The organism is Haloarcula sp. JP-L23 (genome assembly GCF_011602445.1).
In the GTDB taxonomy this organism is placed as follows: domain Archaea; phylum Halobacteriota; class Halobacteria; order Halobacteriales; family Haloarculaceae; genus Haloarcula; species Haloarcula pellucida.
This window is the reverse complement of sequence record NZ_CP050016.1, coordinates 113,121-127,271: the sequence shown is the minus strand read 5'-3', so window position 1 is coordinate 127,271 and position 14,151 is coordinate 113,121. Positions and strand designations below refer to the sequence as shown.

Annotated in this window: 17 protein-coding genes; 7 read left to right on the top strand and 10 right to left on the bottom strand. The window is 58.1% G+C overall.

From position 1 onward, the window contains the following. Positions 1 to 2: 2 nt before the first annotated feature. From G9465_RS21905 to G9465_RS21890, 4 genes are read right to left on the bottom strand one after another with little or no spacing between them, the layout of a single operon-like run. Positions 3 to 770, bottom strand: coding sequence for a Phenylacetic acid catabolic protein (locus G9465_RS21905; protein WP_166974591.1), 768 nt, complete (start codon positions 768 to 770; stop codon positions 3 to 5). Then, a complete protein-coding gene (locus tag G9465_RS21900) occupies positions 767 to 979 on the bottom strand; it encodes a phenylacetic acid degradation PaaB family protein (protein WP_166974589.1) in 213 nt (70 codons plus the stop codon). The genes G9465_RS21905 and G9465_RS21900 overlap by 4 nt, the downstream gene beginning before the upstream one ends. Next, positions 976 to 1,365, bottom strand: a complete 390-nt coding sequence (locus G9465_RS21895; protein WP_166974588.1) for a metal-sulfur cluster assembly factor — start codon at positions 1,363 to 1,365, stop codon at positions 976 to 978. Before G9465_RS21895 ends, G9465_RS21900 begins: the two co-directional genes overlap by 4 nt. A 10-nt stretch (positions 1,366 to 1,375) precedes the next feature. Next, the gene (locus G9465_RS21890; RefSeq protein ID WP_166975158.1) at positions 1,376 to 2,251 is read right to left on the bottom strand and encodes a Phenylacetic acid catabolic protein; all 876 of its coding nucleotides are present in this window, start codon (positions 2,249 to 2,251) and stop codon (positions 1,376 to 1,378) included. A 173-nt stretch (positions 2,252 to 2,424) separates the two neighbouring features. Here G9465_RS21890 and G9465_RS21885 point away from each other — a divergent pair, with 173 nt between their 5' ends. Both G9465_RS21885 and G9465_RS21880 read left to right on the top strand, forming a co-directional pair. After that, entirely contained in the window at positions 2,425 to 2,904 is a 480-nt protein-coding gene (locus tag G9465_RS21885; RefSeq protein ID WP_166974586.1) for a GNAT family N-acetyltransferase, read from the top strand. 2 nt (positions 2,905 to 2,906) lie between these two features. Next, the gene (locus G9465_RS21880; RefSeq protein ID WP_166974584.1) at positions 2,907 to 3,191 is read left to right on the top strand and encodes a 2Fe-2S iron-sulfur cluster-binding protein; all 285 of its coding nucleotides are present in this window, start codon (positions 2,907 to 2,909) and stop codon (positions 3,189 to 3,191) included. 683 nt (positions 3,192 to 3,874) lie between these two features. Here the strand turns inward: G9465_RS21880 and G9465_RS21875 are convergent. The 6 genes from G9465_RS21875 to G9465_RS21850 form a co-directional block, all read right to left on the bottom strand. After that, on the bottom strand, positions 3,875 to 5,512 hold the full coding sequence (locus G9465_RS21875) for an acyl-CoA synthetase (protein ID WP_166974582.1): 1,638 nt from the start codon (positions 5,510 to 5,512) through the stop codon (positions 3,875 to 3,877). Positions 5,513 to 5,596: 84 nt separating this feature from the next. Further along, on the bottom strand, positions 5,597 to 6,373 hold the full coding sequence (locus tag G9465_RS21870) for a CoA-transferase subunit beta (protein ID WP_166974580.1): 777 nt from the start codon (positions 6,371 to 6,373) through the stop codon (positions 5,597 to 5,599). Then, positions 6,363 to 7,259, bottom strand: a complete 897-nt coding sequence (locus G9465_RS21865) for a CoA transferase subunit A (RefSeq protein WP_166974578.1) — start codon at positions 7,257 to 7,259, stop codon at positions 6,363 to 6,365. The genes G9465_RS21870 and G9465_RS21865 overlap by 11 nt, the downstream gene beginning before the upstream one ends. Before the next feature lie 39 nt (positions 7,260 to 7,298). After that, on the bottom strand, positions 7,299 to 8,381 hold the full coding sequence (locus tag G9465_RS21860) for a branched-chain amino acid ABC transporter permease (protein WP_166974575.1): 1,083 nt from the start codon (positions 8,379 to 8,381) through the stop codon (positions 7,299 to 7,301). A gap of 1 nt (position 8,382) precedes the next feature. Further along, positions 8,383 to 9,255 (bottom strand): branched-chain amino acid ABC transporter permease, encoded by an 873-nt coding sequence (locus G9465_RS21855; RefSeq protein ID WP_166974572.1) that lies wholly within the window; start codon positions 9,253 to 9,255, stop codon positions 8,383 to 8,385. 1 nt (position 9,256) lies between these two features. Next, positions 9,257 to 10,492: an ABC transporter substrate-binding protein gene (locus G9465_RS21850; protein ID WP_227015854.1), complete on the bottom strand. Its 1,236-nt coding sequence runs from the start codon at positions 10,490 to 10,492 to the stop codon at positions 9,257 to 9,259. 122 nt (positions 10,493 to 10,614) lie between these two features. Between G9465_RS21850 and G9465_RS21845 the strand changes: the two genes are divergently transcribed. From G9465_RS21845 to G9465_RS21825, 5 genes are all read left to right on the top strand, one after another. After that, positions 10,615 to 11,373, top strand: a complete 759-nt coding sequence (locus G9465_RS21845) for an ABC transporter ATP-binding protein (protein ID WP_166974570.1) — start codon at positions 10,615 to 10,617, stop codon at positions 11,371 to 11,373. Next, complete coding sequence (locus tag G9465_RS21840; RefSeq protein ID WP_166974567.1) at positions 11,370 to 12,098, top strand: ABC transporter ATP-binding protein; 729 nt, start codon at positions 11,370 to 11,372, stop codon at positions 12,096 to 12,098. The genes G9465_RS21845 and G9465_RS21840 overlap by 4 nt, the downstream gene beginning before the upstream one ends. A gap of 2 nt (positions 12,099 to 12,100) precedes the next feature. Continuing rightward, positions 12,101 to 12,925, top strand: coding sequence for an enoyl-CoA hydratase/isomerase family protein (locus tag G9465_RS21835; protein ID WP_227015853.1), 825 nt, complete (start codon positions 12,101 to 12,103; stop codon positions 12,923 to 12,925). Positions 12,926 to 13,007: 82 nt separating this feature from the next. Next, on the top strand, positions 13,008 to 13,616 hold the full coding sequence (locus tag G9465_RS21830) for a GNAT family N-acetyltransferase (protein ID WP_166974564.1): 609 nt from the start codon (positions 13,008 to 13,010) through the stop codon (positions 13,614 to 13,616). A gap of 110 nt (positions 13,617 to 13,726) precedes the next feature. After that, positions 13,727 to 14,140, top strand: coding sequence for a universal stress protein (locus G9465_RS21825; RefSeq protein WP_166974561.1), 414 nt, complete (start codon positions 13,727 to 13,729; stop codon positions 14,138 to 14,140). Positions 14,141 to 14,151: the final 11 nt, after the last annotated feature.

The window sequence follows — 14,151 nt, the reverse complement described above, 5'->3', positions numbered from 1 at the left end:
AGTCAGGCGCGTGCGAACTCCGCGTTCTTGACGCCGGTCAACGCGTCGACCAGTTCGGAGCGGATGTGTCCCTCGCCGACTCGGCGGCGCGTGCTGTCCCATTCGTCCGAGTCGGGTACGTCCCAGTCGGCCACCGAAATGTCGACGTCGGTGTCCTCGAAGATGGACTCGTACTGCGCTTTGAACCCGTCACGGACGTCGACGACCGACCTGTCAGTGAAGCCCGACTGTACGAGCGGGTCCGAGTCGGCGTCGAGCGTTGCCGGTCCGATGAACGCGAGTACGCCCGGGACCGCCGCTTCGAGTGCGGCTTCGACCTCTTCGGTGTTCTCGTCGGCGTGACGTTCGAGACTGCCGTCTAGGTGCTCCAAGTGGAAGTACTCGTCCTGTCCGATGCGCTCGCCGAGGCCAGTGAAGTCATCGTGGACGATGGAGTCGATGAGATACCAAGCGGCGCGCTCAGTCAAATCCGCGACCGTGACGAACTCGACCCACGAGTCGAATTCGTCGTCGAGGCAGGCGGCGTTAGCGAACTCCTCGGGCGGTCGGTCACCCTGCAACCACGACAGGGCGCGACCGTGGCTGGAGAGCTTCTCGAACAGTTGTCGGACGTGACCGATCTCGTCCTGGGCGGCACTCGCACCTGCAATGTCGTCCTCTAGCACCGGCCCCGAAAGCATCCACTCCGCATATCGATGCGAGAGGATGAGTTTCGTGTCGGCGATTGCCTGTACATACTCGACAGCGTCGTCACTCCAGTTCTCAGTCATTGTGTGCTCCTGGGCGGTGATTCCGCCTTCTGTTTGCCCGCTACTTCGACAATCTCAGCTCTTGGGACGGCGATCATCCGGTCCCAGTCCTCTTCATCGAACGTCGTCCGTGCGTACGTCTTCACGATTTTGTCGTCCGGTGCGTCCACGTTGCCGACGTGGATCAGTTCCTCTCCTGGTCTAATGCGTGCGAATACTTCGTATTTCATAGTGCAATCCCCGATTCTCGGAGTTTCTCGCGCGCCTCGTCGTCCAGCATGTCTTTGGTCCACACGGGCTCCCAAACTACGTCGATTTCGACGTCGGTGATCCCGTCCATCGTCCGGAGGCATCCCCGAATGTCGTCGTGAATGAACTCGTACGCTGGACACCCCATGCAGGGAAACGAAACGTCGATCTGGGCAACTCCGTCTCTGTCCACGTCGACGTCATATATCATCGCCATCTCGACCAGACTCAGCGGAATGTGTGGGTCCGGTATCTCGTCGAGGTTCGCCCAGACTGCCTGTTCCAGTTCGGACTCGGTACCGTCAGGACCGATGTCGAACGGACCGAATCCCATCTCGTCGATTTCCGTCTTCGAACTCTTGCTCATAGTACAGCGGTTAGGGCATCACGTCGACTTTGCCAGACTGGATCAGGTTGACGTACTTCTCGTTCGCTGGTCCGCGCGCCCGCCAACGGTCGATGACATCGTCCCACGAGATCGGCTCGTCGAAGAGCCACTCTTTGTTCTCTTCGTCGAACGCGACCGGGAACTCGTAGTCGATGACGTATTCGTCGGTGTCCTCGTCGTAGTGTGCGGGGAACTCGATGTCGATTTCGTTGAGGAAGGGAACCGTCCGGTCCAACCAGTCCTGCCGAAGTTCGTCGTTCGATTTCCCCTTGATACGGTATTCGAGCTGGTCGTCGTGACGCTTCTTGTCGTCGGGGAGCCCGAACCATTCCAGCGCGATCGGGAACATCCAGTCGACGGCTTCCTGGACCTTTGCTTTGGTTGTCTCGTTCTTGTTGGCAAGGCGGCGCATCCACGTCTCACCGTGACGGAGATGGAACTGCTCCTCTTTGGACACCTTCGTCAGTGCGCGTTTCCACGGAGCATAGGACGTGTTCTCGTGGATGTCGCCTAGGAGCGTGATCCCCGCTCGGTCAAACAGGCCGTGCGCACAGACGAGTTCGGCGAAGTTGTCGATGTGCTGGTCGAAACCGTACGTGTTGCGGAACTCGTGCGGTTCGCGGTTGAAGATCAGATCCTCTCGGTCCTCGCCGAGGTCTTCCAGCAGGCGGTAGGCAATGTGGCCGTGCCCGAGTTCGTCTTGGATGACGCTCACGCACGAAGCCCGTGCGTCGAGACTCGGAGCGTTGAGCGACTGCTCGTAGTACGCCGGCGCGCTCATCAATTCGGTGTCGGCCGAAACCAGCAGGATTTGCTTCAGTGCCTCTTTGTATCCTTCAGTCATCTCCGCTTCCGATTCGACCATCTTCCCGTTCTGTAGCTGTTCCTTGAACTCTTCTTCAGAGAGTGTGGCTGGGTCTACGGACATTTCGATACACCGTGATATTCGAGCGATAACATATAAGCCTTTCCCAGAATCTGACGAATCATCCGTAGCGAGGAGGGAATTTTTTATCTAAGGGGTTTCTATAGGGGGTTATGGAAGCCGAGATTAGGCAGGCTGAGAAAGCAGATGGTACCGAGCTCATCGAACTCTGGCACGGTTTCACCGATTACCTCTCGAATTACGACGACCGATACCAACACAAAGACGAGGCTGACGAACGTTGGCTTCAGTACTTCGAGAATCAGCTCCTCGATTCGAAGTACGGGACAGTCTTCGTCGCCGAATTAGACGACAATCTCGTTGGTGTTCTCGAGGTGCGAGTTGTCGGTGACCATCCGATATTCCGTCTGGAAGATCACGGGTACATCAACGGCCACTTCGTGTTAGAGGAACATCGTGAATCAGGTATCGGACAGCAATTACTCGAGGCGGCTGCCGACTGGCTCCGAGACCATCCACGAGGGATCGATTTCTGTCGCGTCGACGTGATCGAGGGCGACGAACAGGGTATGTCGATCTACGAAGAACTCGACTTCGAACCGATCGAACACGTCTACGAGTGCAAGCTATAACGATGGTTACGACGCATACAGTCGAGTTCGTCGATCTCGAACGATCGATAGAGGTCCCCGAAACGCAGACGATTCTCGAAGCAGCTGACGAAGCAGGTCTCGAATTGCCGTACCAGTGTCGAATGGGAGTCTGTGGTGTCTGTAGTGCGCTTCTTCTCGAGGAAGGAGAAGTCCAGCAGACAGAAGCAATGTTTCTCTCTGCCAGTGAAAAAAAAGAAGGGTACGTGCTGACCTGCGTTGCCAAGCCTCGCTCAGACCTGAAGCTCAGGTCTAACGAGGGTCCATAGGGATTCCTTCTCCCACATTGTGGTCTCGAATCAGAGCTACCGGGAAGGGTCTTCAGCTAACCTGTTTACAGTAATCGTAAACGCCATCTATGTACAATGCAACTGCATGCCGTGCCCCTCGAAATCAGATCCCAAGTTGCCAAATGTGCGAGATATATGTTGGGTGTGAACGAATGACAAACATAAATTTTATTATGGAATCGGCCAGTCCCGCCGCGAACTCTCGTACCAGCAGGAAACAATCACACAAGTACACTCGTTATTTCCATCAGGAGATGACTACACGTCCCCTCGATTATCGAAGCACTGACACCGTGATCGAGTTGGCCCGGGCATAACACATGTACACCAGTTATTATCGCTGAAGCGTAATGTCTTTTCGCTCATTTGCCAAGTATAGGAACCAACACGGCCCGTATCATCAAAGACATACTATAATAACAACAATTCTCACATTGTGGTTAAATCCTATTCTTGGTGATTTATAATGTAAACAGTTCTGTTTTCGCCCTCTGTAAATGATAGGGGAGAATCACTATTAGAGCACAGTGTACATCTGTATGAGACAATCGACACTGACGAAGGTATCTGCTGACTATCGCTACGGGTACCGATCGGAAGGAGAGGTCTTGCCACGATACAGCAATCATTCCGGTCTGCTTCAGACCGGCACAGCCCCGTAGCTATGCAGTCTGTTCTCGCTCTCGAAGCTTCGTCCGCTGTATTTTGCCCGTCTCTGTGCGGGGCAGTTCGCCAAGGAACTGGATCGCGCGTGGATACTTGTAGGGTGCGAGCGTGTTCTTGACGTGATTCTGGAGTTCCGTGACCAGTTCATCACTTCCCTCGTAGTTTTCGTGCAGAACGACGTACGCTTTCACGATCTCGCCGCGTTCCTCGTCGGGTACACCGACGACGGCCACCTCCTGTACGGCCTCCCGTTCTTCGAGGACCATCTCGACTTCCGGGCCAGGGATGTTGTATCCGCTGGAGATGATAAGGTCGTCCTCGCGCGATTGGTACTCGAACCGGCCGTCCTCGCGCTGGACGAAGATATCGCCAGGGAAGCTCCAGCCGTCTTCCACAGCTTCGCTCTGCTTTTTCGGACGGTTCCAGTACGTAATACCCGTCGGGCCGCGGACCGCGAGTTGGCCGGACCGCCCGCGTTCCAGTTCCTCACCTGTCTTCGGATCGACGATCTTTGCTTCGTAGCCCGGAACTGCGAATCCCGTCGCACTAGGGTCGATGTCGTCCGTGTGGCGATGAGAGATGAAGATGTGGAGCATCTCCGTCGTACCGATTCCATCGAGAACATCGATTCCGTATTTTTCGTTGATCTCGTCGAACGTGTGCGGCGCCAGCGGTTCACCGGCACTCAGTCCAAGGCGGAGGGAACTCACGTCGTACTCTTCGTGTCCGTCCGGGAACTTCGAGAGGATCTGATTGTACGCGGTCGGGACAGAGCAGAACACGGAGATTCCGTGATCCTCGACAGCTTCGAGAAGCGTCTCTGGCGTTGCATCCTGCACGAGACTGGTAGTGGCGCCGAATCGGAGGGGGAACGTGACGAGATCACCGTACCCGTACGCGAATGGCAGCGGCGGATTCCCACCGAAGACATCTTCCTCCGTCGGTTCGATGCAGTATCGTGCGTACCCGTCTGCCGTTGCGAGAATGGCAGAATGCGAGTGTACAGCGCCTTTCGGGCGGCCGGTCGTTCCGCTGGTGTACAGCATTAGCCCGAGGTCCGTCGCTTCCGTGTCGTGGGGCTCTAGATCCTCGCTCGCATTCTCGATGAGTGACCCGTAACTCGGGTGGTCGTGCTCGACACCGACGTCATCGACGACGACGATCTCCTCGACGCAGTCAACGGCATCTACGGCATCTTCGAGCTCGTCCAGCAGGTCGTCGTAGACGATAGCGACCTTGATTTTGGCGTCGTCGAGGATGTGTGTGAGCTCTTTGGCTCGCAGCAGTTTCATCGAGGGCTGTGGAATCGCCCCAATTTTTTGGACGGCCAGACAGGAGACGATGGCTTCCGGTCGGTTCGGGAATCGGACGAGCACCCGGTCTCCCGGTTCAACGCCGAGGTCCTGCAACGCGTTCCCGAACCGGTCGACCTTCTTTTGGAGGCCACTATACGTGATTCCTCGGTCTCGGAACCGAATGGCGACGTTGTCCCCGCGACCCTCCTCAACGTGCTTGTCGACTAACTCCACCGCCACGTTGATGTGGGACGGATAGTCAGTCTCGGGGAGCGCATTGACTGGTTCCGGGCCGTACGCTGCGTCGGGCAGACATGACTCGGGTACGTTCTGCTGCATCTCTCAGTCAGATAATGTGGAACATCATATTTGTTTGTTTCGGTAATTGACACCATTTATCAGAGACATTACCCGAAGACCGACTCAGCGAGTCCAGAAGCCGTCAGGGTCGAACTCTCGGATCAGGTCCAGTGCCGTCTGCGATGGCGGATCGGTTCGTCCCACAGCGTCGCCGGTTACGTCTTTGGCAGTCCTGAGGTCCCACGGGAAGTCGTCAACGATATCGTCAACACCGACGCCCGGATGGAGCGACTCAACGTACATCTCCCCGTGGTTGTCGAAGCCAAACGTGGCCTTCGTCGTGACGAGCGTTTCCGGACCGCCACCCGCCACCGACTCGCGTTCACGCCAGTCATCGCCCTCGCCGTGGCCGGGACTCGTGTTGTACGTGACGTTCTGCACGAACCGACGTGGTTCGTGAGGCATCAAAATCACCGTCCGCTGGGATAGACAGGCGATATCGCAGGCACCGCCGCTTCCCGGAAGACGGATCTGACGAGACCCGGTCGAGACCCGGGTCGTGTTCAGGTTCCCGTAGCGGTCTATCTCCGCGCCGCCGAGGAACCCGACATCGATGTCACCTCGCTGGAGGCGTGACATGATGTCAATCATGCTCGTCGTCGAGACGGCGTGATCGAGGTTCGGAAGGTCACACATCGTGTGCAGGAACCCGTCCGCCGGGTCGTCACGCACGACGCCACTCTCGAACACAGAGAGCGCGTTCGAGGCGTGCGTGCTAACCGCGACCTGAAACGCGATGAGCGGCAGTCGCATCCCGACGAACGCGACGTCACCGTCGTCGATTTCACGTGCCGCAGCAGCGACCATCAGTTCCCGGTCCGTGTACGCCTCACTGTCCATACTCCACCTCCGCGGCCACGGTCCGCTCAGAGACACTCAGGACACACTCGATTTTTTCCATGTACGTCGCCCGATCTGGAACGGAATAGACCCACTCCTCCAACCAGTCTGTGGCGTCCGTCCGGTCGTTCGTCCGCTCGGCATAGTCGACGTAATACTCGTTGTCCCGGTTGTACCGGCCCGCGAGTGGGGACGGGTGGGCACCGTACGGTACTTCCGCGACCGCAGTCACTGACTCTCTGGTTATCGCGGTGCGGCTGGGGTCGCTCTTTATCACGTCGGGGTTAACGACTTCCTCGGCGACGACGAGCGTGTTCTCCGCAGCGTCGACGCCTTCGAACGTTACTCCGGAGTTGCCCCAGAAGTGAGCGTCGCCGTATGGCGACGCCCGCTGGACGTGTACGATCGTCCAGTCCGGCCGGATGGCCGGAACGAGAGCCAGTCGATCACCCGAGTACGGGTCTTCGGCCTCACGAAAGCGATCGCTCTCTCTGAATATGTCGCTCCCGAGTAACGACCGCGTCGGAAGATACGGGACACCCATCGCGCCGGCCTTCAGCGACAGCGCGATGCTGAAGTTCGAGTGGTTCTCAACCTCAAGGTCGCCATCTTCGACGGCCCGTCTGAAGTTGTAGCCGGTGCCAGCACTCACGTTCCCGACCCACGCGGCCCGAACCCTGTCGACTAAGTCTGCGGCCACCAACTGATCGAACAGGAGGTCACTGATAGGACCGACCAGTGTCAGGTCGTCGATCCCTTGACGTATGAGTTCGTGCCCAGCGGCGAATGGAATCGCGTGTTCGAGGGCGAGTCCCATCGCGATGGAACTCCCCGGTTCGATCATCCCGATCGCCGCAGAAAGGTCTCGCACCTTCGTGTCTGGCATACAATCCCAAACTCTGCCGTCGGATATAAAATGTAGGGGTTAGGAGAAGACCTTCTCTCTGTAGGTCACCAGTGCGCTCCGCACCCTGCTCAACAAGACTTTCGGGTGGGGGTTCGACCGGACCGTCTGGAAGATACCGGCTAGTCCACGTGGCGCAAAAATGACGATGACGATGTAGACGATACCGAGGTAAATCTCCCAGTTGCCGATGGCTGAGAGCGAATCTTCGAGGAACACGACGAGGAATGCACCGGCTATCGGGCCCCAGAGCGTCCCCATCCCTCCCAGCAGCGTCATCACGATCAGTTCACCGCTGGTCGTCCAGTGGAGCATCGACGTGGTGGCGGTACTATTGAACGGCACCCAGAGTCCGCCCGCCAGTCCTGCCATCGCACCGCTTATCGTGAACGCAACAATCTTGTACCGGTCCACGTTGTAGCCGATGAACGCGACGCGGTCCTCGTTCTCGCGGATAGCCTGTAGCACGCGGCCGAACGGCGAGTTTGCGAGTCGAGTGACCAATGCCAGCATCCCCGCGAGTATCACGAGCGCGAGGTAGTAGTACGACATGAGCGAACCGGTGTCCATCCCGAATAGTGTCAGTGAGGTGATGCCGACGAGTCCGTTGTCTCCGTTTGTCACGGCGTCAACGCCGAGCAACATCGCCGGGATGTCGTTGAACGCTATCGTGTAGAACAGCTGGGCGAACGCCAGCGTGAGCATGGCGAAGTAGATGCCACGCGCAGAGACACTCAACCACCCAATAATCGCCGCAACAATGGCGCCGACAATAACTGCCGCTGGCAGGACCAGTAATGCGCTGGAGGTCACATTCTGTATCAACAACGCAACAGCGTAGCCGCCGGCTCCGAACATGGCCGCGTGGCCGAACGAGAGCAGCCCGGCATACCCGAAGACGAAATCCAGACTGAGTGCGAACAGCGCGAAGATGAACATATGTGTCACGAGGTCCATCCAAAACGGGTGAACCATCTGTGCCACCGGAGCGAACAGCACAGCGACGACGCCAGCGGCGAACAGGCCGAGTCGGACTCGACCGCTGAGGACGTCTGTTTCTGCGTGCGCAGAGAAATGTCTGCCGACGATGTCCTTGACGCTCATCTCACGTCGCCTCCGGGTTGCCGAACAGCCCAGCCGGTTTCACAAGCAAGACGGCTGCCATCAACAGATACAGGAGGGCGTCAGTGAACTGCGGCGCGAACGTCGGCCCGAACGCATTGAGCATCCCGACGATGAATGCGCCGACGACGGCGCCACGGTAACTCCCGAGCCCTCCGATGACGACGATGGCGAACGCCTGGATGATGATGCTCGCGGCCATTCCCGGATCAACCGCTTGGGAAGTTCCGAGGAGAACACCTGCCAATCCGGCGAGCACCGAACCGAGGACGAATACGGCAGTGAACACCCGCTTGACGTCCGTCCCGAGGGCGTTCACCATCTCCGAGTCGTGCGCGCTTGCGCGCATAACGATACCGAAGTCACTCTGGCGAATCGCCAGCCACAACGCGGCCGTAACAGCGATGCTCACACCCAGCAGGAACAGCCGAAACAGTGGGTACGAGAACAATACCAGATTCACCGATCCGTCAAGGAGCGCAGGAGTCGAAATGTTCTGCACCTGCCCGCCCCAGATCTCTGTCACCAACCCGTGGAGCATGATGGCGAACCCGAACGTCAGGAGGATGTGATAGAGCGGGTTCCGACCATAGAGAGGGCGTATCGAGAAGAATTCAATGAGACCTCCGAGGAGACCAACCAATAACGGTGCGATCAAGAGTGCTGCCCACCAGTTTCCGGTCACCGAGACGACAGCGAGGCCGAAGTACGCCCCGAGCATGTATAGCGACCCGTGGGCGAAGTTGATGACATCCATCATACCAAATATCAGCGTCAGCCCCACAGTGACGAGCACGAGTGTCATGCCCATCTCGACGCCGAGCAGCGCGGTTTTCGCTATTCCGTCAAGGACCATGTTACAGGCTGCACCCCCACGTTGGGCCTTCGACTTGCGACAGCGTTTCGACCACTTCGTTCTGGACGCCGCCGCCGTCCGCTTCGACGACTTGGCGGATATCCATGTCCATAATCGGATCGTGCGTAGTAGATTTGAATTTGAAGTAGCCGCGCGGACTGTTCAGTTCCTTCCCGGCGAGACCACTAACCATACTGTCGGTATCGGTGCCACCTGCTTCCTTGACGGCCATCTCGGCTGCGAGCCCGGAGTCGTATCCCTGACACGCGTACACGTTCGGGGTCGTATCGTACTGCTCCGAGTACGCGTCGACAAACGCCTGGTTGCGGTCGGACTGCTTCGTCGGTGTGTAGTGCAAGAGCGAGTACATCCCGAGAGCCGCCTTCCCCTGCGCCGGAAGCGTGTCCGCCGACAAGAGGAAGCCGCTTCCGGTCTGAGTCATCTTCTCGTTGAGTCCGAAGGAACTGAACTGCTTGATGTAGTTCACGGCGTCACTCCCGGCGAAGAACGAGAACACGGTGTCGGCACCGCTGTTCTCTATCTCCTGGAGGAACGACGAGTAGTCGGATGTCCCGAGTGGCGCGCCGATTTCGTCAACGACCGTTCCACCGGCCTCTTCGAACGCTTCCTGGAAGAGGTTCTTCGACTGCTGTCCGAACGTGTAGTTCGCGTACGAGAGGACGACGTTGTCCGCGATGTTGTCCTTGACGTAAGAGGCGAGCGGTGCACTCGTCTGCCACGTGTTGAAGGAGGTGCGGAAGTGATACCTCGTGCAGCTGTCCTGCACGAGTTTGTAGTTACCCGCGTTGGCGTTCAGCCAGATGGCGCTACCGGCGCTAGCTATCTCGGGCTTCATCGCGCCCGCAACGGCACTGGAGACCGGTCCGACGATGAAATCGACGTTCTCCGACTGGAGGAACTCCTGTGTAATAGACGCTCCCGTCGCCGGGTCCGCGCCGGTGTCCTGTCGGACATATTCAACCTCTCGCCCGTCGATTTCACCACCCAGCTGCTGGTCGAGACGGAGCTTCACCCCGTTGACGATGCTCTCGCCCAGGAACGAGTACGTCCCGGAGAAGGGCAGCACGAACCCGATCTTGACTGTGTCTGACCCGCCACCACCGCCGCCAATACAACCAGCAATCGAAGTTCCCGCGACGGCGCCGGTTCCTGCGAGGAACTTCCGACGGCTGTACTGCTCGCTACGCTTCTCGTGGGGCATGCTCTCTGATGGCATACGGTGACGAACGCATACTGCATGAATATATGTTACGGTTCCGCCAAGCAGTGCGATAGCCACTATACCTGAGTTCTACGGACAGAGATAGATTTTTATACGCGTAAGGGCCTGTTGTTCGTATGGTAACGCCCCTCTTGGCGTTGGACAGTGTCTCGAAAGAGTTCGGGAAGATCCGAGCTGTAGACGAGGTCACGCTCGATATCCGTGAAGACGAGGTGACCGCCGTTATCGGCCCCAACGGGGCTGGCAAGACGACGCTGTTCAATCTGATCACCGGCCGATACGAGCTGACAGAAGGACACATCGAACTACGTGGGAGCCGAATCGACGGGCTCGAGCCTCAGGAGATCGTTCGGCAAGGGCTCGCACGCTCGTTTCAGATAACGAACTTTTTCCCCGACCTGGCCGCGCTCGAAAACGTTCGACTGGCGGCACAGGCACAGCAGACGGAACTGTCTCCGGGGGCATTGCTTCGGCATCACGACGACGAACCGGGTCCGCGTGACGCGGCTAGGGACGTGCTGAAACGGCTCGACCTCCTCGACATCGCACGAGAACCGGCCAGTTCGCTCGCCCATGGGCAGCAACGCCACCTCGAAATCGGCATCGCACTGGCCTGTGACCCCGACATCCTCGTGATGGACGAACCAACTGCGGGAATGAGCCCCGACGAGACCGTCGAGACGCGCAAACTCGTCGAGGACCTCGCCGAGGACATCACCATCGTCATCGTCGAACACGACATGGACGTCGTCATGCGTGTCGCCGACCGGCTCGCCGTGATGGAGAACGGGTCGTTACTCACCGCCGGGCCACCAGAAACCGTAAAGGAAGACGAGCGTGTCCAACAGGCGTATCTCGGGGGTGAGACGGCATGACGGTACTCGAAGTTGACAGCGTCGACACGTACTATGGACCGAGCCACGTCCTCCACGACGTCTCGTTAGACATCAACGAGGGCGAGATAGTCGCCCTCATCGGCCGGAACGGCGCCGGGAAGACCACCACGCTCCGGACGATAATGGGCGTCACACCCCCGAAAGACGGGTTGGTCCGACTCCACGGGGACGACGTTCAGGACCTTCCACCTAACCAGATTCGGCGGCGCGGAATCTCCTGGACACCCGAGGACCGCCGCGTCTTCCCCGACCTGACTGTCGCCGAAAACCTCCAGATAGCCAACCGAGTCAAAGCCGACAACGAAGGATCCAACCGGGGCACGACGTTCAGTATCGAGGATGTCTACGACAGTTTCGATCGTCTTGACGAACGACGGGGCCAGCGGGCGGGCACGATGAGTGGCGGCGAACAGCAGATGTTAGCCATCGCTCGGTCGCTCGTCGGTCCGCCAGTCGAAGTGCTGGCACTCGACGAACCGTCAGAAGGCCTCGCACCACAAATCGTTGACGACGTAAGCGACATGATCGAACAGTTGAACGAGCGAGGGATGACCATACTTCTGGTCGAACAGAACGCACACTTAGCTCTAGAGTTAGCCGACCGAGCATACGTGCTCGAGACCGGCCATATCGAATTGACAGCACCCGCTGACGAGTTACTCGACGACCAAGACGTGCTCGAAACGTATCTGGGAGTTCGATAGCCGTGACTTTAGACCAGACCGACGGGGAGACTCGACGATACCACGAAGATGTCCGGGCAGACATCGACACCGACACCGGTGTCGCGTGGCTCGTGATGGAAGCCGATGAGAATGACGTGAACTCGTTTACCGCAACGAGCGTGGACGCGCTCACCGAGGCGGTGACCGACTTGCGAAACGACGTACAGTGTCTCGTTCTCTACGGAGAGAGTGATTTCTCTGTCGGGGCAAACCTAACAGATGTACAGGAAACGCCACAGGAACTCCGCCCACCGAAAATAGACAACACTGCGGCGGCGTCGAACCGATTCATTCGGGAACTTCGGTCACTCGATGCGCCGGTCGTCGCCGCCATCGTGGGGACTGCTGCCGGTGGTGGTCTCGGGTTCGCCCTCGCTTGTGATATGGTCGTCATGCACGAGCCGGCGTCGTTGGACACAGCGTACGCACGTATCGGCCTCACCCCCGATAACGCGACACCTTTCTTCCTCACGCGTGCCGTCGGTCCGTACCAAGCACGCGACCTTCTCTTCGATCCACGACCGATATCGGCCGCCGAAGCCAAGAGTCTCGGCATAACAGATCGTATTATCACTGGGTCACGCACAGAGTTTCTCGACGAAATATCCGAGCTAGCAGATAGGCTTGCAATGGGGCCGACAGACGTGTACGGGAAAATCAAGACGTTGGTCGACAGCGCGTTCCAATCGCAACTTGACGATCATCTCGAACTGGAACGAGACATGATTCGCATGGCAAGCAAGTCCGACACCTTCGACGAAGGATTGAACGCGTTCGTCGAGAAGCGAGATCCCGAGTGGGACTAACGGTTTCATAGTCCGCCTCGACCGTTCTCACCCGATGGGATTCGGCACAATTTATACATCCTTTGTCGTGTTACACCATCACATGATTGGCAACGTCGAAGAAACAGATTCAGTCTGTACCGGATGGGATAACTCCTCGTGTGAAGGGACCAAACACTGTCCACCGCGCTGTCCCCGCTTCGTCGACAAGGAGGGCGTCCCCCGAATCGCCCGTCGTTTCGAGCCAGCAGACTTCGACGCCATCGTCGACATGTACAACGACCTCGACAGCTACAGTCGGACGCAGGGAATTCCGCCAGCCACGCGGTCACAGATAGAGAGCTGGGTCTCGTCGCTCGTCGAGAGAGGATTGAATCTCGTGGTCGAAGATAACATCCGAATCATTGGCCACGCTGCGGCCGTTCCCGCGTCGGCCTCTGCGCCCGAACTCGTGATCTTCCTCCATCAATCCGTCAGAAACAGAGGTATCGGTTCGGAATTGCTCAAACACCTCATCGCACACGCGGACGACCAAGACCGCGACGGACTAACGCTCAACGTTTCGTGTGGAAACAATCGAGCGATTACTGTCTACGAGAATATCGGGTTTGACGAAATTGAGCGGACCGAGACCGACGTCGAGATGGAACTGTCGATGGATGAACCGATCGTTGACCGCGTCCAACTGTTTCCGGCACAGCGAGATAGATAGCGCAGGGAATTCGACTGTCCCGTCTTCCTTCCGGGCGGTTGAGGGATCAGACGAGCAGATATTCGGCACCACGCGGAGGTTATAAGTATGTTTGGAGATATAGACGTCGTATGCTTCGAGAACTGATTGCATTAGACACACCACTACCACAGGCCAACGCGCAGATTGCCGCAGTCGAAGACATGGTTCAGTCGGGGCAAGAGATGGAAGCATATCTCTTGCACGTCTTCGGCGACAACCCGGAGGGAGCGTCAGTCGGTCAGGTCGAAGCGGTACGGGAAGCCAAAGAACACCTCGAAGACCTCGGCGTCGACGTTGAACTACTCGAGTCGAGCGGGGCCCCTGCAGACGAGATACTCGTCTACGCCGAGGAGTACGACGTCGACCAGATTTGCGTCGGTGGACGAAAGCGAAGCCCTACCGGCAAAGCACTGTTCGGGAGCGTCACCCAGGAAGTAATTCTCGGGACGAACCGACCCGTACTCGTCTGTGGCGGCACGACGGCGGAGTCAGACGCCGAATAAAATGGATCGAC

Coding starts and splice junctions, on each gene's coding strand:
- G9465_RS21890 (WP_166975158.1), bottom strand. CDS start 2,251: ATGGTCGAATCGGAAGCGGAGATGACTGAAGGATACAAAGAGGCACTG.
- G9465_RS21855 (WP_166974572.1), bottom strand. CDS start 9,255: ATGGTCCTTGACGGAATAGCGAAAACCGCGCTGCTCGGCGTCGAGATG.
- G9465_RS21845 (WP_166974570.1), top strand. CDS start 10,615: ATGGTAACGCCCCTCTTGGCGTTGGACAGTGTCTCGAAAGAGTTCGGG.
- G9465_RS21895 (WP_166974588.1), bottom strand. CDS start 1,365: ATGAGCAAGAGTTCGAAGACGGAAATCGACGAGATGGGATTCGGTCCG.
- G9465_RS21825 (WP_166974561.1), top strand. CDS start 13,727: ATGCTTCGAGAACTGATTGCATTAGACACACCACTACCACAGGCCAAC.
- G9465_RS21860 (WP_166974575.1), bottom strand. CDS start 8,381: ATGAGCGTCAAGGACATCGTCGGCAGACATTTCTCTGCGCACGCAGAA.
- G9465_RS21850 (WP_227015854.1), bottom strand. CDS start 10,492: ATGCCATCAGAGAGCATGCCCCACGAGAAGCGTAGCGAGCAGTACAGC.
- G9465_RS21875 (WP_166974582.1), bottom strand. CDS start 5,512: ATGCAGCAGAACGTACCCGAGTCATGTCTGCCCGACGCAGCGTACGGC.
- G9465_RS21870 (WP_166974580.1), bottom strand. CDS start 6,373: ATGGACAGTGAGGCGTACACGGACCGGGAACTGATGGTCGCTGCTGCG.
- G9465_RS21885 (WP_166974586.1), top strand. CDS start 2,425: ATGGAAGCCGAGATTAGGCAGGCTGAGAAAGCAGATGGTACCGAGCTC.
- G9465_RS21900 (WP_166974589.1), bottom strand. CDS start 979: ATGAAATACGAAGTATTCGCACGCATTAGACCAGGAGAGGAACTGATC.
- G9465_RS21905 (WP_166974591.1), bottom strand. CDS start 770: ATGACTGAGAACTGGAGTGACGACGCTGTCGAGTATGTACAGGCAATC.
- G9465_RS21840 (WP_166974567.1), top strand. CDS start 11,370: ATGACGGTACTCGAAGTTGACAGCGTCGACACGTACTATGGACCGAGC.
- G9465_RS21830 (WP_166974564.1), top strand. CDS start 13,008: ATGATTGGCAACGTCGAAGAAACAGATTCAGTCTGTACCGGATGGGAT.
- G9465_RS21880 (WP_166974584.1), top strand. CDS start 2,907: ATGGTTACGACGCATACAGTCGAGTTCGTCGATCTCGAACGATCGATA.
- G9465_RS21865 (WP_166974578.1), bottom strand. CDS start 7,259: ATGCCAGACACGAAGGTGCGAGACCTTTCTGCGGCGATCGGGATGATC.